This window comes from Bacillus sp. NPDC057893 (assembly GCF_042796455.1).
Lineage (GTDB): Bacteria > Bacillota > Bacilli > Bacillales > Bacillaceae_G > Bacillus_A.
The window spans coordinates 63317-82818 of the sequence record NZ_JBHVNG010000007.1 but is presented as its reverse complement, the minus strand read 5'-3'; the positions used below and the strand labels follow the sequence as shown (position 1 = coordinate 82818).

General features: G+C 35.7%; 20 protein-coding genes. 16 read left to right on the top strand and 4 right to left on the bottom strand.

From position 1 onward, the window contains the following. Positions 1-32 precede the first annotated feature (32 nt). The 9 genes from ACFVQC_RS23930 (at position 33) to ACFVQC_RS23890 (ending at position 7690) form a co-directional block, all read left to right on the top strand. A complete protein-coding gene (locus ACFVQC_RS23930) occupies positions 33-851 on the top strand; it encodes an amino acid ABC transporter ATP-binding protein (protein ID WP_377890105.1) in 819 nt (272 codons plus the stop codon). A gap of 12 nt (positions 852-863) precedes the next feature. After that, on the top strand, positions 864-1694 hold the full coding sequence (locus ACFVQC_RS23925) for a transporter substrate-binding domain-containing protein (protein ID WP_377890103.1): 831 nt from the start codon (positions 864-866) through the stop codon (positions 1692-1694). Positions 1695-1781: 87 nt separating this feature from the next. Beyond that, positions 1782-2438, top strand: a complete 657-nt coding sequence (locus ACFVQC_RS23920; protein ID WP_002204461.1) for an amino acid ABC transporter permease — start codon at positions 1782-1784, stop codon at positions 2436-2438. Continuing rightward, positions 2439-3083: an amino acid ABC transporter permease gene (locus ACFVQC_RS23915; protein WP_377890100.1), complete on the top strand. Its 645-nt coding sequence runs from the start codon at positions 2439-2441 to the stop codon at positions 3081-3083. Positions 3084-3286: 203 nt separating this feature from the next. After that, on the top strand, positions 3287-4714 hold the full coding sequence (locus ACFVQC_RS23910; protein WP_002204459.1) for an amino acid permease: 1428 nt from the start codon (positions 3287-3289) through the stop codon (positions 4712-4714). Continuing rightward, complete coding sequence (locus ACFVQC_RS23905; protein WP_128282810.1) at positions 4689-5066, top strand: OsmC family protein; 378 nt, start codon at positions 4689-4691, stop codon at positions 5064-5066. The genes ACFVQC_RS23910 and ACFVQC_RS23905 overlap by 26 nt, the downstream gene beginning before the upstream one ends. A 62-nt stretch (positions 5067-5128) precedes the next feature. Next, positions 5129-5563: an HIT family protein gene (locus ACFVQC_RS23900; protein WP_377890096.1), complete on the top strand. Its 435-nt coding sequence runs from the start codon at positions 5129-5131 to the stop codon at positions 5561-5563. A gap of 179 nt (positions 5564-5742) precedes the next feature. Continuing rightward, the gene (locus ACFVQC_RS23895) at positions 5743-6300 is read left to right on the top strand and encodes an RNA polymerase sigma factor (protein WP_377899433.1); all 558 of its coding nucleotides are present in this window, start codon (positions 5743-5745) and stop codon (positions 6298-6300) included. Continuing rightward, the gene (locus ACFVQC_RS23890) at positions 6266-7690 is read left to right on the top strand and encodes a DUF4367 domain-containing protein (protein WP_377899432.1); all 1425 of its coding nucleotides are present in this window, start codon (positions 6266-6268) and stop codon (positions 7688-7690) included. The genes ACFVQC_RS23895 and ACFVQC_RS23890 overlap by 35 nt, the downstream gene beginning before the upstream one ends. A gap of 52 nt (positions 7691-7742) precedes the next feature. Here ACFVQC_RS23890 and ACFVQC_RS23885 read toward each other — a convergent pair whose 3' ends face one another. Continuing rightward, entirely contained in the window at positions 7743-8726 is a 984-nt protein-coding gene (locus ACFVQC_RS23885; protein ID WP_377890090.1) for a helix-turn-helix transcriptional regulator, read from the bottom strand. Positions 8727-8791: 65 nt separating this feature from the next. Here ACFVQC_RS23885 and ACFVQC_RS23880 point away from each other — a divergent pair, with 65 nt between their 5' ends. Then, positions 8792-9313: a dihydrofolate reductase family protein gene (locus ACFVQC_RS23880; protein WP_377890088.1), complete on the top strand. Its 522-nt coding sequence runs from the start codon at positions 8792-8794 to the stop codon at positions 9311-9313. 13 nt (positions 9314-9326) lie between these two features. Here the strand turns inward: ACFVQC_RS23880 and ACFVQC_RS23875 are convergent, their stop codons facing one another. Both ACFVQC_RS23875 and ACFVQC_RS23870 read right to left on the bottom strand, forming a co-directional pair. Next, positions 9327-10718, bottom strand: coding sequence for a sensor histidine kinase (locus tag ACFVQC_RS23875; RefSeq protein WP_377890086.1), 1392 nt, complete (start codon positions 10716-10718; stop codon positions 9327-9329). 11 nt (positions 10719-10729) lie between these two features. Beyond that, positions 10730-11407, bottom strand: coding sequence for a response regulator transcription factor (locus ACFVQC_RS23870; protein ID WP_377899431.1), 678 nt, complete (start codon positions 11405-11407; stop codon positions 10730-10732). 174 nt (positions 11408-11581) lie between these two features. On the opposite strand from ACFVQC_RS23870, the gene ACFVQC_RS23865 reads away from it, so the two are divergent. The 4 genes from ACFVQC_RS23865 to ACFVQC_RS23850 all read left to right on the top strand — a co-directional run bounded on the left by ACFVQC_RS23865 (position 11582) and on the right by ACFVQC_RS23850 (position 15556). Further along, on the top strand, positions 11582-12829 hold the full coding sequence (locus ACFVQC_RS23865; protein WP_377890082.1) for a cell wall-binding repeat-containing protein: 1248 nt from the start codon (positions 11582-11584) through the stop codon (positions 12827-12829). 155 nt (positions 12830-12984) lie between these two features. Further along, the gene (locus ACFVQC_RS23860; protein WP_377890080.1) at positions 12985-14436 is read left to right on the top strand and encodes a SulP family inorganic anion transporter; all 1452 of its coding nucleotides are present in this window, start codon (positions 12985-12987) and stop codon (positions 14434-14436) included. Between the two features lie 260 nt (positions 14437-14696). Beyond that, positions 14697-15119: a universal stress protein gene (locus ACFVQC_RS23855; RefSeq protein WP_002010593.1), complete on the top strand. Its 423-nt coding sequence runs from the start codon at positions 14697-14699 to the stop codon at positions 15117-15119. Positions 15120-15439: 320 nt separating this feature from the next. After that, on the top strand, positions 15440-15556 hold the full coding sequence (locus ACFVQC_RS23850) for a DUF4027 family protein (RefSeq protein WP_002125236.1): 117 nt from the start codon (positions 15440-15442) through the stop codon (positions 15554-15556). Positions 15557-15686: 130 nt separating this feature from the next. Here ACFVQC_RS23850 and glpT read toward each other — a convergent pair whose 3' ends face one another. Next, the gene (gene glpT / locus ACFVQC_RS23845; RefSeq protein WP_377890076.1) at positions 15687-17036 is read right to left on the bottom strand and encodes a glycerol-3-phosphate transporter; all 1350 of its coding nucleotides are present in this window, start codon (positions 17034-17036) and stop codon (positions 15687-15689) included. 271 nt (positions 17037-17307) lie between these two features. Here glpT and ACFVQC_RS23840 point away from each other — a divergent pair, with 271 nt between their 5' ends. Together ACFVQC_RS23840 and ACFVQC_RS23835 are read left to right on the top strand one after the other, a co-directional pair. Beyond that, a complete protein-coding gene (locus ACFVQC_RS23840; RefSeq protein ID WP_264540095.1) occupies positions 17308-17766 on the top strand; it encodes a MarR family winged helix-turn-helix transcriptional regulator in 459 nt (152 codons plus the stop codon). Positions 17767-17785: 19 nt separating this feature from the next. Then, positions 17786-19399, top strand: coding sequence for an MDR family MFS transporter (locus ACFVQC_RS23835; protein WP_002114116.1), 1614 nt, complete (start codon positions 17786-17788; stop codon positions 19397-19399). Positions 19400-19502: the final 103 nt, after the last annotated feature.

The following is a 19502-nucleotide window of genomic DNA, read 5'->3' as shown; positions in this document are numbered from 1 at the left end:
AGAGAGCAAAGGGAAATCCCTTTGCTTTTTTTATGGACAAAATGAAGCTAAAAGTTATTTTTTTGCCTATTTTTGAATATAAAAAGAATGTACATGCTTTGTTAGGGGAAGGGGGGAGTATGTTGATTGAGTTTCGTAAAGTTAATAAATATTACGGTAACTTTCAAGTTTTGAAAAATATTAATGTACAAGTGAAAAAAGGTGAAGTGGTAGTAGTTGTTGGCCCTTCGGGATCAGGAAAAAGCACGTTGCTGCGGTGTATAAATCAATTGGAGGCAATTACCGATGGTGAATTAATTGTACAAAATACGGAAGTACACAATGCAAAAACAAATATGAATGAATTGCGCCGAAATATTGGGATGGTCTTTCAACACTTTTATTTATACCCGCATAAAACAGTGCTTCAAAATATTACACTAGCACCTATTAAAGTAAATAAAGTTTCCAAAGAAAAAGCGGAGCAAACAGCGATGTTTTATTTAGAGAAAGTGGGAATCCCGGAGAAGGCAGGTGTATATCCACATCAACTATCTGGTGGACAACAGCAAAGGGTGGCGATTGCTAGAGGGCTCGCGATGCAACCGGAAATTATGCTATTTGATGAGCCTACGTCTGCTCTTGATCCAGAGATGATTGGGGAAGTGCTTGATGTTATGAAAGCGCTGGCTAAAGAAGGCATGACGATGGTTGTCGTTACACACGAGATGGGATTTGCACGTGAGGTAGCAGATAGGATTTTATTTATGGATGACGGTCAAATTATCGAAGATACAACACCAGTACAATTTTTTGCAAATCCTGAACAAGAAAGAGCTCGTCTATTTTTAAGCCGAGTGTTAAATCATTAAAGGAGGAATTTCATGATTAAAATGAAAAAGCTGTTTACACTAATCGTATTCTCATGTTTATTCGTACTTATTGTTGCTGGATGCGGGGGTAAAAAAGACGAGGCGAAAGAAACAAATACGAAACAAGGCGGAGTTGTTGAACAAATTAAGAAGCGCGGGAAATTAGTAGTCGGGGTGAAGAATGATACGAATTTATTTGGATTGAAAAATCCTTCAACAGGGCAGGTAGAAGGATTCGATATTGATATCGCGAAGGCGCTTGCGAAAAAAATTCTTGGTGATGAAAAGAAACTAGAGCTGAAAGAAGTAACGTCTAAAACACGTATTCCAATGCTGAAAAATGGTGATATTGATGCCATTATTGCGACAATGACAATTACGGAAGAGCGTAAAAAAGAAGTGGATTTTTCAGATGTATATTTCAAAGCGGGTCAATCGTTACTTGTGAAAAAAGGAAGCAATATTAAAAATATTGATGATGTGAAACAAGGCGTTAAAGCATTGGCTGTAAAAGGCTCAACGTCTACAAATAACATCCGTCAAAAATCACCAGAAGCAACAGTATTAGAGTTTGAGAATTATAGTGAGGCATTTACAGCGTTAAAAGCAGGTAAAGGCGATGTTTTAACGACAGATAATGCGATTCTTTATGGAATGGCAAAACAAGATGCTAATTATGAAGTTGTAGGGAAAATTTTTACGGATGAACCGTATGGAATTGCAGTGCAAAAAGGTGCAGATGATTTAACGAAAGAGATTAATAACTTACTAAAAGATATGAAGACGAGTGGAGAGTACGACAAATTATATGAAAAATGGATCGGTCAAAAACAAGAGAAGTAAAGTGAAACTTTATTTCTCGTGATAAATAGTAAGAGTGAGAGGATGAGAGTACTCATCCTCTTCTTGTAAAGAAAGAGGGGAGAATATGTGCCTGATTTTTCTATATTAACGAATAACATTGATATGTACTTAGAAGGGTTTAAATATACGGTTATGTCTAGTGTAATTGCGTTAATAGGTAGTTTTATTTTAGGGGTAATTTTGGCGGTAATGCGTATTGCACCGATTCGTATTTTAAATTGGGTGGGATCCGCTTTTGTGGAGTTTGTAAGAAATATTCCACTCGTATTAATTGCATTCATTTTCTATTTTGCTTTGCCTGTAATAGGAATTACTTTCAACGGTTTTGTAGCAGGGACAGTTGCACTAACAGTTTATACAGCAGCGTTTATTGCGGAAGTAATTCGCGCTGGCATTTTATCAGTTGCAAAAGGGCAAATGGAGGCTGCGCGTTCTTCAGGATTAACGTATGTGCAGGGAATGTATTATATCGTCTTACCCCAAGCTATGAAAATTGTAATCCCCCCTTTAGGAAACCAATTTCTCAATTTAGTTAAAAACTCATCAATACTCGGAATTATTGCTGGTACTGATTTAATGTATCAAGGAGACTTAATTTCAACGAAGACATTTGTTACGTTCGATGTTTATATATTTGTCGGGATGTTTTATTTAATATTAACAATTCCGCTCAGTATGCTAGTGCGTTATTTAGAAAAACGCTTGGCAAAGGAGGCGGTATAAATGGATTTTAAAGGAGCGATAACAGGTGATCATGTCCTCTTTTTATTAAAAGGATTACTCATAACGTTAGAGGTAGCGCTCGTAGCAATTGTACTTAGCTTTATTATTGGTAGTGTAATAGGAATATTGCGCTATACGAAAATACCTGTCGTCTCACAAATATTAGGCTTTATCGTGGAAGTGATTCGAAATTTACCGTTACTTTTAATTATATTTTTTACGTATTTTGCACTTCCGGAAGCGGGATTGAAGTTAGAAATTATAACAGCTGCAATTGTTGCTTTAACAATATTTGAAGCGGCAATGATATCTGAAATTGTTCGAAGCGGTCTATTATCTATCGAAAAAGGGCAGATTGAGGCTGCAAGGTCTTCTGGATTAACGTATGCGCAAGCGCTTTGGCATATTATTTTGCCGCAAGCATTAAGAAGAATGGTCCCCCCGCTTGTTAGTCAGTTTATTTCATTGCTAAAAGATACATCGCTCGCAGTTGTTATATCATTGCCAGAGCTTATGCATAATGCTCAAATTATTAGCGGGCAGAATGTAAATTATATGATTCCGACATTTATACTAGTAGCTTGTATGTATTTCGTTGTAAACTATGGTTTATCAATTTTATCTAGAAGATTAGAATTACGTTAACTCTTACAAAAAAATGTAAGAGTTTTTCCTTATAAATCCTTTTTTACCTCAAATTAGCATCGTAAACTATTAATAATTGGATTTTTATATTATTTTATCAGAAAAGTTTTAATTTTATATAGAAATTGTAACCGCTTTCGTGTATATTTTTATTATCAGAAAATTTTAACAAGATATAGGGGTACTTGTAGGGGAGGATTAAGATGCAGCAAACAACGAATGAGCAATTACATCGTACGATGAAGAGTAGACATTTATTTATGATCGCACTAGGTGGTGTAATCGGAACTGGTTTTTTTCTAGGTTCAGGTTATACCATTAATCAGGCTGGACCAGGGGGAGCCATCCTTTCATATTTAGTGGGCGGATTTATTATGTATTTAACAATGCTTTGTCTTGGAGAGCTAACGGTAGCAATGCCAGTTTCAGGATCTTTCCAAAAGTATGCGACGAAGTTTATCGGACCAGGAACTGGATTTATGATCGGCTGGCTATACTGGATTGGATGGGCAGTAACAGTAGGATTAGAATTAACATCGATCGGTTTAATGATGAAAAGATGGTTTCCGAATGTGGATGTTTGGGTATGGTGTCTCGTATTCGGGGTTATTTTATATGCTTCAAATGCAATATCAGCGAAGAGTTATGCTGAATTAGAGTTTTGGTTCTCTAGTATTAAAGTAATTACAATTATTGCATTCATTCTACTTGGTGGTAGCGCATTACTAGGATTTTTACCATACGATGGAAAAGAAGCAGCGCCTCTTTTCTCTAACTTTGTAAGTGATGGTGGGCTATTCCCAAATGGACTAGCTGCAGTGCTTCTTACGATGATTACAGTTAACTTTTCCTTCCAAGGAACAGAGTTAATCGGGATTGCAGCAGGAGAGAGTCAGAATCCTGAAAAAACAATTCCACGCGCAATTCGTAATACAGTATGGCGCATTATGTTATTCTTCATTTTAACAATGACAATTTTAGTAGGGTTAATTTCTTGGAAAGAAGCAGGGATAATTGAAAGTCCATTCGTAGTTGTATTTGATAAAATCGGTATTCCATATGCAGCTGATATTATGAACTTTGTTATTATTACCGCTTTATTATCTGTAGCGAACTCAGGATTATATGCAGCAACGCGTATACTATGGTCACTGGCAAATGAAGGAATGGCACCAACTTCTTTCAAGAAGGTAAATAAACGTGGTATTCCAATTACAGCGCTAGTCGTAACGATTGCTGTTGCGGCGTTATCCTTATTAACAAGCTTCCTTGCAGAAGATACAGTATATATGTACTTATTATCTATAGCTGGTTTATCTGCTGTTTCAAGTTGGATCATTATTGCTTTATCACAACTTCGCTTTAGAAGTCAGTATTTAAAAGGTGGAGGAAAATTAGAGGACTTAAAGTATAGAACACCACTATACCCGCTTGTTCCAATTTTAGCTTTAATTACAAATAGTATCGTTGTTATTAGTTTAGCGTTTATTCCAGAACAAAGAATGGCGTTATATTGTGGTATTCCATTTATCATTTTCTGCTACATATATTATTATATGAGTAAGAAACGGAAGAAACCGATGAAAGTGGAGATGGAAAAAACAAATGAAACTAACAATCAAACACGATGATATAGAAGCAGATTTATCGTATGGTCAATTAGCGATTGGAAAAGAAAACGGATATTCACCGTTACAATTACTAATCTCTTCTATCGCAGGATGTAGTGCAATTGTCTTTCGAACGATTTTAGAAAAGAAACGTATTACATACGATACGTTTACAATTGAAACTGAAATTGGTAGAAGTGAAGCTCTATCAAAACCAGTTGAAAGTGTTCATTTGCACTATAAAATTAAAGCGCAAAACATTACAGAAGAGCAATTAGACAAGGCACTGCAACTTGCGGTGAAAAATTGCACAATTGTTCAATCTGTAAAGGATAGTATAAAAGTTACAGAAACAATTGAATTAATGAAGTGAAATGTAAAAACGTGAGAATAGGGCGCTCACGTTTTTATGTTTTTTACAGAGGGGGAAGTATTATGAAATGTTTAGGTTGTAAATTAGCAAATGAAGAAGAGCTTATATATAAAATATATGAAGACGATTATGTAACTTGTTTTTTAGATCATGCACCTTTCTATGCGGGACATACTTTAATTGTTCCAAAGCAGCACGTTGTAGAAGTGGATGAATTAGATGATTGTGTAGCAAAAGCGATTATGGATGCTTCTAAGCTTATTTCAAAGGCTATTAAATTACTGTATAAACCAGACGGAGTTACAATTTGTCAAAATGGTGGAATCTTTAACGAGTTAACGCATTATCACATGCATGTTGTACCGAGATTTAAAGAGCGTTCGTTTGCTGAATTTTATACCGTACAACCGGGAGAAAAGCAGAATCATAACTTTGAAGAGACAAAGAATTTATTAAAAGAAGCAATAGAGAAAATAATACATAGCGAAAAGGTGTAAGAGGAGTTTTCTTAGGGGGAAAGTTAGGAAAATACTAATATTAAATAGCCCAATTTCTCAGTTAAAATAGAGAAATTGGGCTTTTCTTTATTCTGTTATTCGATTTTATCTATTAAAGAATTCTGCAGTGTCACAAAGTATATCGCTCATTCGTTATATAGAATGAGAGGAGGAATTATATGAAAGTTACAAACAAAGATTACGAAAAGATGGAAGAGCTATACGAGTTGTATGAACAAAAAATTTATTATGTAGCTTATTCTATTTTAAATAATATTCAGCAGGCTGAAGATGCAGTTCAAGAGACGTTTATTACACTTTATAAGAATTTGGAAAAGCTCCATAGTTTGAACACTCAAGAGCTTAAACGATACATTTTGAGGGTTGCAAAAAACAAAGCGATTGATAGCTACCGGAAAAATAAACGACATGAAACATTTTTAGAAGAATATCAAAGAGAATCAACAGACGTAGCAGATGAAAATATTGAAGAGTGGGAAAAACGTCTAATGTCTGAGGTTCAAATTGATACATTGCTAAAAGAGTTAAATGAGTCTAACAGACAGGTGTTTAAGTATAAAGTCTTCTATAACTTAACGTATCAAGAGATTTCAAGTGTAATGGGGATAACCGAGGCTAATGTCCGCAAGCAATTTGAGCGCGCTCGAAAACGAGTACAAAATATTATAGGAGGTATACAAAATGACGAATTCAAAGAACTCCAAAGAAATGTATGACCTTGCTGAAAAGATTGCTGTAGATGATTTTGATACACTCGAAGAACAACATGAATTTTCACATACATATACGCACAAAAAGAAATTGTTTATGGAGGAAATGAAGCTGAAAGGCGAGCGACCACAGACAAAGCGTAAAAGACATCGTATGTTAATCGCTGCGGCCTGTTTATTGATTGGTATGCCGACAACCGTTTTTGGTGCAGTAAAAGTCTATAATATGATTGTTCAAAAACAAAATTACGAAGTAAATGTTTCAGTAACGAATAAGGAATCGAAAAATATTGATAAGTGGTATAAGTTGAAAGTTGGTAAATTACCAGAAAATATGGAAGCAATTGATGACTCTGCTATGAAATATTCATTTAAAGATAACGACGCAATGGGTGGATTTTCATTTGCTCTTTGGAGAGTGGGGGAAAATGCGGACTTTCAAACTTTATATTCAAAAAGCTATGAAGAAAAAGAGATAAATGGCAGGAAAGCAGTAATTGTTCATAAAGAAACTGGAAACAACAATGTAATGTTTGATAGGAAGGTCTTTCTCTTTTTTGAGAAAGAAGGGATTATGTTAGAAAGTTTTATTGGATCAGATATAAACGAACAACAAATGATGGATGTGTTAGGGAACATTTCACTTGAGCCCACATCAAAAGAAAAGGCATCACATATAGCAGATTATGATAAAAAGTATTTTAGCCAAGCAGATGAACCTAAAAAAACTAAGGTTATTCCTTTGAAAAAAGATAGCAAACGACTATTTCATATAGGGCAAAAGGTTCCAGTAACGATATCTATGGATCAGAGCCAAATTGAATATGTTATAGAAAAAGTTGAAGTTTTTGATTCAATCAAAGATTTTAAACAAGAGAACTTTAATGAACTTGGACTAGATAAACTAAGCAAGAATAAAGCTTTGGATCAAGCGGGACAATTGATACCATATAGACGGGATGAATATAAAGTTGGAAATGGTAAAGATTCAATTGATAAATTAGTAGAGTCAAAATTAATTCATCCTAAATTTGTCTACCTGACAACAACAGTGAAAAATATAGGTAAACAGGAGACAGAAGAAATTTATATGCATCCATCCATAAAAGTGCTTAAAGGTAAAGGAAATGTATGGAATTATGCTGGGAAAGATGGAATTGCAGAAAAAAATATTATGACAGGCGAAGTTGATTATTTAGAACCTCACGGAGATGGGAAAAGCTTTTACAATATTGGCAGTATCACACCAGGGGAAACAGTAAAAGTTAACTTAGGTTATTTTGTAGATGAGGATAAACTAGATTCAATCTTTCTTGATGCTTTCCATTACAGGGGGAATGGGGGCACTGAAAATATGAATGCGGAATATCGTTGGTGGTTCGATATTCGTCAATAGTAAACATAATAGGAACAACTAGACTAAAAAGCTGCTTATATTTAGCAGCTTTTTAATTTTCATACATATTTAAAATTTCTTTCGCACGTATACGTAAACCATCTATTAATTCTCTCGGTTCTAAAACTTGTGCATCTTTTCCAAGCCGATAAAATAGAGGCGTAATAAAATTAATTTCACCTTTATCAATTGTTGAATCTATATATCCTGTCCCATCTTCGTTTACTACCACGAATTCTTCAAGGTAAGGAACGCTTTTACATTGGCGCACGCCTTCTGTCGTTAATAAAACATGTAATTGGATAGGAGTGTGTACTACGTTAGAGTTAGATTCGAACCATTCTTCTAAATTCATGAACGTATCTTTATTTTCTTCTGTTGATAATATAGAAAGAATACGATCAACGCGATACAGTAATACCTTTTTTCTACTAAAGTCATAGGATGGCAAATACCATAAACCGTCGTGAGCATATACACCGATAGGATGAACATGTTTTGTTTTAATCCCCGATTTAGACTCGTATTGAAAGTGTAAGTTTTTATTTTCAATAGCCGCTGTTAATACTTCGTTTAAAAAAGTTGTCTCAATTGTTCTCTTCGGATTCCAAAAAGCGATATAAGAACGTATTTTATCAACTTTAGCTTTCGCATCATTTTGTAGAGAGCTATACAGTTTATGAGTAACAGAATTGATTTCTGTATTAAAAGGCAAGTTACGATAGTAGCTTAAAGATTGGAAAGCAAAAAAGATGGAGACCGCTTCTTCTTCGGTAAATAAAATGGGGGGAAGCATGCTGCTTGTTAATACTTTATATCCCCCATTACGACCTTGTTCAGCGTAAATGGGTAATCCCATATCACTTAAATCTAAAATATATCTATGGACCGTACGAACGGAAATATTAAATTCATCAGCTATTTCTTGAGCTGTAAATTTTCTTTTCGCAGAAGCAAATATAAGAATGTCTAGTAAACGTTTTGCTTTTGACAAGGATATCACCTTTTTCTTTTTTAACATGACATAAGTTGTCATGTTTTATGGTTAGTATAGTGCTTATAAGACGATTTTATCAATAGAAGCTGTAAGGAGGAAAAGATATGTCACGTGAAATTGTTTTATTTATTGCAGCGAGCTTAGATGGATTTATCGCGAAAGAAGATGATGATTTAGAGTGGTTAATGGCAACAGAAGGTGAGGGAGACAACGGTTATACAGAAATGTACGAAACAATTGATACGATAATTATGGGAAAGAGAACGTACGATTATGTAGTAGAGCATACAGAAACATCCCCGTACTTAGATAAAAAATGTTACGTGTTTTCTAATTCAGAAAAAGGTTCAAACGGACATGTAGAGTTTGTAAATGAAGATGTTGCGGAGTTTACCAAAAGGTTGAAAGGGCAGGAAGGATCTAAAATATGGATGGTCGGTGGAGGGAGTCTACTGAGAGAGTTCTTTAAGAATAATCTAATTGATGAATATGTTGTTACGATTACACCTCACATATTAGGTTCTGGTATTCCGCTATTTAAAGAAAAGAATCCGGAAATTAATTTAACTTTAACGGATACGAAACGTTTTGGGCAATTTGTAAATTTATATTATAAAGTAAAATGATAAAGAAACACGACTATTGATGATAGTCGTGTTTCTTTATAGATGGTAATGAAATTATAAAACAAGACCCATGATCAACCTCACTTGTGACTGTAATATTCCCACCGTGTAGCTCTACAATTTCCTTTACGATAGATAGCCCTAAACCGGTCCCACCTGTAGCTCGTGTTCTTGCTTTATCAACACGATAAAAGCGATCAAAAATGTGAGGGAGGTCTTCGGGCGGAATGCCTTCACCTTCGTCCTCAATGTTGATGGAAATACGTTTATGTTCTTCTGTAACAGAAATATTGATATGAGAATCTTCCTTGGAATGTCTATAAGCGTTATTTAAAATGTTCACTACAACTTGTTCGAATCGCTGTTCATCCAAGTTTACTAACAGTGAAGGAGGACAAGTGAAAGAAACTTTAATGTGTCTTTCCTTATACATCGCGTTTATTTTTTCGGCTATGCGAGTAAGGAAGGGGTGTAAATGCACTTCCTGTACTTGAATGAAAAAGTTATGCTTTTCCATTTGAGCGAGTGAAAATAAATCTTGGACTAAGTTTGTAATATAATCAGACTCGTCTTTTATAATGGATAAGTATCGTAAACGTTGCTCTGGGGGTGTGTTTTCTTTTAATGCAATGTCAGCATAACCTCTTACGTACGTTAATGGTGTTCGTAATTCGTGAGCAACACTTGCTAGAAATTCACTTCGCTCTGTTTTCATATAATGTAAATCATTTGCGAGAGTTTGGATAGATTGTGCTAGTTCACCAATTTCGTCATTTCGAGTAGTTGTTAATGAAACGGATAAATCGCCCTTACTCATTTTTTCAGTCGCTTGTTTCATGTGTAACAATGGTTTTGTTAACAAACGTGATAATAGAAAAATGGTGATGGCTGTTAATAGGAAAGTAATGACTCCAGCGATAATGAATTGCCGTGTGAGCCCGTTAACCATTTCTTCGATTGATTCCGTCCCGAGAAACATATATACATAGCCTTCCGTTTTTCCTGCCACTACAATTGGGCTAACTGTACATATATAATTAGATGTTTTCCAATGATTCTCTATAATTGCTCCATCATGATCTGTTCGTGTTTGCATTCCTTCAATATGTTTTTTTATAGTAGTATTTATTTCATTGGATTTAGCTAGTATTTCCTTATTTGCATTTGTAATAATAACAGTTGTTTCAGCTTCGGATTCCATTAAAGCAACATGGGAGATTGTTTGCCTGTCAAAATATTTTTCAAGGACATCTCGGTGACTATTTCCACGCTTTAATAAAGCAGTCATTTCTTCATTTACTCTATTGTTTACAAGGCTATAATAGAGCAAGACAAATAGAACACTTTCGATTAAAAGTGTAACAATTAGAAAATAAAATCCGAGTTGAATAGAAATTCGCTTCATCGCTTTTCTCCTTAATATAGTGTATCAATCCATCTATAGCCTACTCCATATACAGTTTTTAAATGGTGATCAATAGGGAAATTTACTTTTCGTAATTTATCACGCAAATTACGAATATGTGAATCGACTGTTCTATCTTCTGTATTTGTATTTAAACCCCAAATTCGTTCAATGAGCTGATCACGGCTTAATACGTAGTTCACATGACGTAAAAATAATCCGAGTAAAGAGAATTCGATTGGTGTGAGAAGAATTTCTTCATTATAGACAGAAACGAAATGCTTGGCCTCATCCCATAAAATGCCTTGATATTGGATTTGCGTACGCTGATTCGTTCGGCGTAAAACAGCTTCTATTCTTGCAAAGAGCTCTTCTTCGTGGAATGGTTTCGTCACGTAATCATCTGCTCCAAGTTTTAACCCTTGGATGATATCTACCGTTTGATCACGAGCAGTTACCATAATGATAGGAACGTTACTAAATGATCGAATTCTTTTGCACGTTTCCCATCCATCCATCTTCGGCATCATAATATCGAGTAAAATAAATTTGAAGTTTCGATTTTCTATATGTGAAATAGCTTCTTCTCCGGACACTGCACATACGCAGTTGTATCCGATTGGAGTAAGATAAAGTGTTAATAATTCAAGCATTCTCGGTTCATCATCTACGAGTAGTATATCGATCATAGAGTACCTCCGCATTTGTAGTTATTACTTAAATTGTAAGTCAAAATCATGAAGAAATGGTGCAGATTATAATGCATCTGCATAATTTCTTCAGAATTGCTTGTTATTGTAAAGTTGAAATTCCATTTTAGGTAATAATATTGGCTCGAAAACGATTAATACGGAGGCGATATAGTGAAAAAGATGACCCGGATTTTTGGGATAACAATAATTGCGACAGTCGGTCTTGCGGCATGTGGGCAAACGAACACAAATCATAAAAATCATGAACCCACAGAAGAGAAGAAAACAGAGCAAAAGGAAATGAAAATGAATCAGGAGGTAACTGCGCCGAAAGAAATGAATCAAGGTGCATCGAATGATTTATTAACGACAAGTTTAAAAAATGTAACGAGATTAAATACAAATGATCCTCTGCAAATGGCAGTATTAACTTCGCAAACGATATGGCCAGCAACGCATAAAGAGAATCAGCCAGGCGCTATTATTTTAGTGCCAGTGAACGAGTGGCAATTAGGTATTGCAAGTGCGGATCTTATTCATCATCCGAATAACGGACCGATTTTATTTATAGAAAAAGAAAAGGTACCCGAAATGACGTTAAAAGAAATAAAACGATTAAATCCGCTCGGAACGAAAGATGGAACGCAAATTATGGTGATGGGGGATGTAGGGGCATCTAGCCTAGAGCAATTAAAAGAATATAAAGTAAAGCAAATAAAAGAAACGGATCCAGCTAAATTTGCCAAAGATGTTGATAAAGAATATGCCGATATAACAGGGAATTATCCAAATAGCGTTATTATCGGTTCGTCTGAAGATGAAGGGCGTTTATATACAACACCAGTTGTAAATTGGATTTCTCATATGCCAGAGCCACTTTTATATACAGAAAAAGATAAGGTGCCAGAAGCGACAATAGAGGCATTAAAAATGAGAAAAGATAAAGCAAATATATATGTATTAGGACCAGAAAAAATCATTTCAAAAGAAGTAGAAAAAGAGTTAAGTAAATACGGAAAAGTAACACGTATTAGTGGAGAGAATCCAACAGAAAATTCGGTTGCATTTGTGAAATTTAAAGATAAAAAAACGAAATTTGGCTGGGGGTTCACAAAACCAGGTCACGGTTTGTCGTTTGTTTCGAGTAAAACACCAGACTTAGCAATTGCGGGAGCACCGTTTTCACATATGGGTAAACATGCCCCTGTTGTTTTGCTTGAGGAAGGAAAAGCTTCACAACAAGTTTATGACTTCCTTGCTACGATTCAACCGAAGTTTAAGGATGACCCAACACTTGGACCGTATAACCATGGTTTCCTATTAGGAAGTACTAGTGATATTTCATTTGAAACGCAAGGTATATTGGATGAGAGGTTAGAGATTGTTCAGGAAAGTGGTCAAGGTCACGGTGGACATTAATGAAATGAGAAAAGACGCTGCTAAGGTAGCGCCTTTTCTTTAGGAAGCTTTTACATAGCACAACATCCTTTGCTCGTTATATAATAGCCTTCGTGCAGTCGGCCTAGATTTTCTTACGGAGAGAATCAAATGATAAAAGAGTAGAGGGTGGTAGCTTGTTTCAAAAGATAAAAAATGAATGGTTTTCTAATGTGAAAGGGGACGTACTATCAGGAATTGTCGTTGCTTTAGCATTAATTCCTGAAGCGATAGCTTTCTCTGTTATTGCGGGTGTGGATCCGACCGTTGGATTATACGCCGCTTTTTGTATTGCAGTTACAATTTCATTTGTTGGTGGAAGACCTGGGATGATTTCAGCTGCAACAGGTGCAATGGCATTATTAATGGTGACGCTCGTTAAAGATCACGGTTTGCAATATTTATTTGCTGTGACAATAGTAACAGGTATTGTTCAAATTATTTTTGGAGTGTTCAAGCTGAGCTCATTTATGAAGTTTGTTCCTAAATCTGTTATGAGTGGTTTTTTAAACGCACTTGGAATTTTAGTTTTTACAGCACAACTGCCACATTTTAAAAATGTAACTTGGCAAATGTATGCACTTGTCGCATTAGGACTTGCAATTATATATTTATTTCCACGTATTACGACGGCTGTTCCGTCTACACTTATTTCAATTATTATTGTGACAAGCATTGCACTTATGAGCGGATTACAGTTAAAAACAGTAGGGGATATGGGAAGCTTACCGAAAGAATTACCGTTCTTTAGCATTCCTGATGTGCCGTTTACACTTGAGACATTAGGTATTATTTTTCCATACGCAGTTATGCTTGCAATTATCGGCTTACTAGAGTCATTATTAACGGCATCGGTTTTAGACGATATGACACATACCGAAAGTAATAAACATAAGGAAGCACGTGGGCAAGGGATTGCGAATGTTGTTGCTGGGTTTTTCGGAGGAATGGCAGGATGTGCAATGATTGGACAATCTGTTATTAATATTAAATCAGGTGGTCGAGGGAGATTATCGACGCTTGTAGCCGGCGGTTTTTTAATCGTATTGCTATTTGTTTTAGGTGATTACGTTGTTCATATTCCGATGGCAGCTTTAGTTGCAGTTATGATTATGGTTTCGATTGGGACGTTTGATTGGAACTCTGTAGCGACGATTCATAAAGTCCCAAAAGGGAATGCTTTTGTTATGATCGTAACAGTTGTGATTGTCCTAATTACACATAATTTAGGATTAGGTGTAATTATCGGAACGATAATTAGTGCAGTTTTATTTGCATTCAATATGGCAAAGATTCACGTGAAACATTTGTATATTGAAAATAAGAAAATATACGAAATTCACGGCCAACTATTCTTCGCATCTACGGCAGAGTATATAAATGCTTTTTCATACAATGAAGATGTGAAAGAAATTGAGATGAGCTTTACTAACGCACACGTATGGGATGATTCAGCAGTAGCGGCAATTGATAAAGTTATAATGAAGTATGAACAGAACGGTGTGAAAGTAAGGATTACAGGGTTAAATGAACGAAGCTCGAAGATTGTTTCAAATTTAGCCACCTATAATAAGAGAATTGCTAGTTAAAGAAAAGGAATGCAATCTTTTTTTGTTGGAAGAGAGCCTCTAGCCATGCGTAGAAACGGTCAGCCCCTTGTTTTGCCTCGTGCCGAGTTAAAACAGAGAGAAGAAATGAGTACGGGTTAATTTTATTTTATAAAGCAGTAATGTATATGCTGAAAGGTGAATTGGGATTTACGTAGTTAACTATGCCTCCTTTTTGAAAGACAAAAAAGGGGGCTTTTGTATTATAATACGAGTAGGATAACGAAAAGGGGATTCAGCATATGTACAAACAAATTTTATTAGCATGCGATGGTTCTGAACATGCACTTCGAGCAGCCGAGCATGCAACATATATTGCGAAATTTAACGAAGAAACACATGTTGAAGTTGTGTACGTAGTAGATAATAGAACGGCAAAGTCAGATATTATACAAGGACAAACGGATTTAGAAACAATATCAGCTAGTCGAAAAGATAAATTAAAAGAGATTGAGGGTTTATTAAAGAAAGAGAACATTTCCTACAAAATTACGATTCTACATGGCGATCCAGGAGATACGATTGTTCAATATGTAAATACAGGAGATATAGATCTTATTATTGCTGGGAGTAGAGGGCTAAATACACTGCAAGAAATGGTGCTTGGTAGTGTAAGTCATAAAATAGCAAAACGTGTGAAATGCCCGGTGATGATTATAAAGTGAAGCTTTAATCAGTGGGGGGGTTGTTCATCCCCGACCTAACTTCTTTGCTTTCACTGAATTTTGAGGTGGGGGTCTTACTGCCCGGCGAATAGCGGGATAAAATAAATTGAGTGAGATATTCTGTGATGTAAGCAAGACCTTGATATAATTCGAGGTCTTTTTTGATGTATTAAGAGGGAGAATGTGGACAGAATATATATAAGTTTTAAAAAATGTTAACTTACAAATTTGTAAGTTAGTTGTCAGCGAAATCGATGTTATGAAATTTTTCCCATTGATACAATAAAAATATCAAAGGGGATATAGGGAGGATGGAAGGTATGAAATCATTTCAAAATTTGTCTTATAGCCAAGGGGTAAGTTTAATTTGTTTAGGTGGATTTGCTGGATCTGTTATGTTAGCTGTTTTAATAAAGATGTTTCAGCAAATGTTTTAATCGTATGAATAGAAGGGAAATGATTAATATAAATAGCAAGAGAAGAACGATAAATAAAAAATAGCTCTTAGCATGTAAGTAAATGCTGAGAGCTATTTTTATGTTTATTTTTCTACACATTATATTTTGTTTAAACTTCTTTTGATTTAGCAGATCCTGTATTTAAAGTAAGAGCAAGGAAGAACATTGCAAGCACACAAGAAGCAAGGAGCAAAATGAATCCGCCGTCCCATCCGAATGCATCTACGATAAAGCCCATAGCGGCACTAGCGAAAGTTGCTCCACCTAAGTAACCGAAGAAGCCAGTTAGGCCTGCTGCAGTTCCAGCAGCTTTCTTTGGTGCTAAGTCAAGAGCGTGTAGACCAATTAACATAACAGGTCCGTAAATTAAAAATCCAATTGAGACAAGTGCGATACTATCAACCATTGGATTACCAGGAGGATTTAGCCAGTAAACAAGAACGGCAATGAATACACCGACCATAAATAAAATACCAGCAGGTGCGCGGCGCCCTTTAAATAGTTTATCACTCATCCATCCGCAAAGAAGTGTACCTGGAATACCAGCCCATTCGTATAGAGCATAAGCTGTACGTGAGCTACTATGAGTAAAGCTTTTTTCTTCTACTAAATAAGTAGGAGCCCAGTCTACAACGCCGTAACGAACGAAATAAACAAAAACGTTAGCGATAGCGATGTACCATAAAAACTTATTGTTTAATATGTATGTAAATAAAATTTCCTTTACCGAAAGCTCGCGTTCACGGTCCGCTACTTTTTCATCTGATGGATATTCCCCAGTGTGTTCTTCAATAGAAGGTAATCCGCAAGATTGAGGTGTATCTCTCATCGTAATTAATACATAAATACCCACTAAAATTGAAAGAATACCTGGGAAGTAAAATATACTTTTCCAGTCATTTGCAAAGAAATATAAGCCTAATGTAACGAGAGAAGGCATAAGCGCGCCGCCGACATTATGAGCGACGTTCCAAATAGACATTTTTGTACCACGTTCACTAACGGAGAACCAGTGAACCATCGTACGGCCACAAGGAGGCCATCCCATACCTTGTACCCATCCATTTAAAAACTGAAGTACAAACATAAGTATAATGCTCGTTGTAATGAAAGAAAATGAGCCGAAAATAATATTAATGATACCGGATAAAAATAGCCCAGCTGCTAAAAAGTAGCGAGGATTACAACGATCGGATACGATACCCATAAGAAATTTACTTAATCCGTAAGCGATAGATACTGCTGAAAGGATAACTCCAAGTTCCCCTTTACTAAAGCCTTGTTCGATTAAGTATGGCATTGCGAGTGAAAAGTTTTTTCGAACAAAGTAGTAACCCGCATAACCGATGAAGATACCTAAGAATACTTGTAAACGCAATTTACGGTATTCGCTATCAGTGCGATCAGTAGGTAAGCGTTCTGCGTGGGGCGCAGGTTTAAATAATTGTGTGAAAAACATAAAATGAAAATCCTCCCCTAATTAATTCGAAGCGTTTTAAGACAGAGAGAACACAAAAAGGCTATGAAATATAAAAAAGTTCCCTTTTTTATGATTCATAGCCGTATACTCCGATTCTCCGTGACTGTCAATATTAACTTCGACGAAAATTATACAACTTTGCGACAAAAATGTAAACGTTTTTATAAAGAAAGTTGTTGACGTATTTTGTTTGTGGGATTAATATTTAAATACGTTAAATATTTTATTGCTTAAATAAGAGGTGGATAACATGCCAAATGATATGACTCATATTGATAAGATTCAAGCTCTTACATTCGCTATAGGAAAGAAAATGCAAACAGAGCTATTAGAACAAATGCAAGCATCAGGACTTACACCACCGCAGTTTTATATTTTAAAGATTTTAGATCATTACGGAGCTTCAAGAGCGACACAATTGGCGGAGAAAATGTACGTGAAACCGAGCGCGATTACAGTAATGATTGATCGTTTAATTGATCATGGGTTAGTAGAGCGCTATCACGACGATAATGATCGCCGCGTTGTTATCATTGAGCTAACGAAAAAGGGGAAAGCTGCAGTAGAAGAAGCGATGGCGGCTCGTAATGAGCATATTGCAAAATACTTCTCACACTTAGAATTACAAGAGAGGGAAGATTTGTTACGCCTCTTTGAAAAGCTAGAAACAATTATTTGCGGGACACAAGAGAAAAAAGAGAAAAACTAAGAGGAATTGAGGAGATTACATGGAGCAACAAGAAAATCAGAATAGAAAGTTGTTGTTAATCGGTTTAGTAATCGCAATGCTATTTGCTGCATTGGACGGAACAATCGTTGGTACAGCAATGCCGCGTATCGTCGGTGAGCTAGGCGGATTAAGTTTAATGACATGGTTAACAACAGCTTACATGTTAACATCAACAACGGTTGTACCGATTGCAGGTAAATTAGCGGATTTACTTGGGCGTCGTAACGTATATATAGCAGGATTAATTATCTTTATGGCTGGTTCAGCGTTATGTGGTATGGCAAACGGTATGACAGAATTAATTATTTTCCGTGGTATTCAAGGTCTTGGTGGCGGTATTATGATGCCAATGGCTATGATTATTATCGGAGATATGTTCACGGGAAAAGAACGTGCTAAATGGCAAGGTATTTTTGGAGCTCTATATGGTCTTGCCTCTGTAATTGGACCACAAGTTGGTGGTTGGATTGTAGACGCAGTGGACTGGAGATGGGTATTCTATATTAACTTACCAGTTGGTATTTTAGCGACAATCTTTATTGCAATGGGATTAAAAGCACATAAACAAACAGGACCAATTAAAATTGATATCGCTGGAATCTTCACGATGATTCTCGGTGTTGTAAGTTTATTACTTGCGTTAACGTTTGGCGGGAAAGATTATGCATGGGGTTCTTGGCAAATTATCGGGTTATTTGCACTAGCTGCCATTGGTATTGTTAGCTTTGTTATTGTTGAAACGAAGGCTGAAGAACCAATTTTACCGATGCACTTCTTTAAAAACCGCACATTTACACTACTGAATGCGATCGGTTTCTTTATGAGTATCGGAATGTTTGGAGCAATTATGTTCGTACCGTTCTTTATGCAAGGAATTGTAGGCGTAAGTGCTGCTGAATCAGGAACGATTATGACACCGATGATGATCACAATGATCGTTATGAGTATTATCGGTGGTCAACTTGTATTAAAAGTTGGTGTGAAACCACAAATTATTACAGGGATGCTTATTATGGCTAGTGGTTTCTGGTTATTAACAACGATGGATATGCACACAACTAAGCTTACCGCTACTTCTTATATGATGATTATCGGTTTAGGAATGGGTCTTGTTATGCCGATATTAACATTAGCATTACAAGAAAGCTTCCCGAAAAAAGATCTTGGTGTTGTAACATCATCAAGTCAATTCTTCCGTCAAATCGGTGGAACGTTTGGGATTACAATTTTAGGATCAATTATGAATAACACTTCAGGTACAACGTTAACAAATAAATTAGTACCTGTATTAGATACATTCCCAAAAGAAGCGGGACAAATGGTAACAAAATTGAAAGATATGATTCATACAGATCCACAGAGTTTATATTCTATGCTCTTTAGTCCAGAGGCATTAAAACAAATGCCAGAAGCATTTTCTAACAGTATCGTACCGGTTTTGAAAAGTTCTTTGGTGGATTCGCTTCATACTGTATTTTTAACAGGATTAGTATTTATCGTAGTAGGTGCAATCTTTACGATTTTCTTACAGAAGATTAAACTATCTGATCGTAAAAAAGCTGCAGAAGAGCCTGCTGTAGAAGAGAAAGAACAAACTGTATCATATTCATAATGAAAAAGCATCGCCTTATGGCGGTGCTTTTTTTGAGTATAACCTTAAAAGCTTTTTAGTGAGAAATGATTGACGTATTTTTATAAATGCGTTATATTATTTT

Bases quoted from the DNA above. Each gene is read 5' to 3' on its own strand.
- ACFVQC_RS23930 (WP_377890105.1), top strand. From the start codon at position 33: ATGGACAAAATGAAGCTAAAAGTTATTTTTTTGCCTATTTTTGAATAT.
- ACFVQC_RS23925 (WP_377890103.1), top strand. From the start codon at position 864: ATGATTAAAATGAAAAAGCTGTTTACACTAATCGTATTCTCATGTTTA.
- ACFVQC_RS23915 (WP_377890100.1), top strand. From the start codon at position 2,439: ATGGATTTTAAAGGAGCGATAACAGGTGATCATGTCCTCTTTTTATTA.
- ACFVQC_RS23910 (WP_002204459.1), top strand. From the start codon at position 3,287: ATGCAGCAAACAACGAATGAGCAATTACATCGTACGATGAAGAGTAGA.
- ACFVQC_RS23905 (WP_128282810.1), top strand. From the start codon at position 4,689: ATGAAACTAACAATCAAACACGATGATATAGAAGCAGATTTATCGTAT.
- ACFVQC_RS23900 (WP_377890096.1), top strand. From the start codon at position 5,129: ATGAAATGTTTAGGTTGTAAATTAGCAAATGAAGAAGAGCTTATATAT.
- ACFVQC_RS23895 (WP_377899433.1), top strand. From the start codon at position 5,743: ATGAAAGTTACAAACAAAGATTACGAAAAGATGGAAGAGCTATACGAG.
- ACFVQC_RS23890 (WP_377899432.1), top strand. From the start codon at position 6,266: ATGACGAATTCAAAGAACTCCAAAGAAATGTATGACCTTGCTGAAAAG.
- ACFVQC_RS23885 (WP_377890090.1), bottom strand. From the start codon at position 8,726: ATGACAACTTATGTCATGTTAAAAAAGAAAAAGGTGATATCCTTGTCA.
- ACFVQC_RS23880 (WP_377890088.1), top strand. From the start codon at position 8,792: ATGTCACGTGAAATTGTTTTATTTATTGCAGCGAGCTTAGATGGATTT.
- ACFVQC_RS23875 (WP_377890086.1), bottom strand. From the start codon at position 10,718: ATGAAGCGAATTTCTATTCAACTCGGATTTTATTTTCTAATTGTTACA.
- ACFVQC_RS23870 (WP_377899431.1), bottom strand. From the start codon at position 11,407: ATGATCGATATACTACTCGTAGATGATGAACCGAGAATGCTTGAATTA.
- ACFVQC_RS23855 (WP_002010593.1), top strand. From the start codon at position 14,697: ATGTACAAACAAATTTTATTAGCATGCGATGGTTCTGAACATGCACTT.
- ACFVQC_RS23850 (WP_002125236.1), top strand. From the start codon at position 15,440: ATGAAATCATTTCAAAATTTGTCTTATAGCCAAGGGGTAAGTTTAATT.
- glpT (WP_377890076.1), bottom strand. From the start codon at position 17,036: ATGTTTTTCACACAATTATTTAAACCTGCGCCCCACGCAGAACGCTTA.
- ACFVQC_RS23840 (WP_264540095.1), top strand. From the start codon at position 17,308: ATGCCAAATGATATGACTCATATTGATAAGATTCAAGCTCTTACATTC.
- ACFVQC_RS23835 (WP_002114116.1), top strand. From the start codon at position 17,786: ATGGAGCAACAAGAAAATCAGAATAGAAAGTTGTTGTTAATCGGTTTA.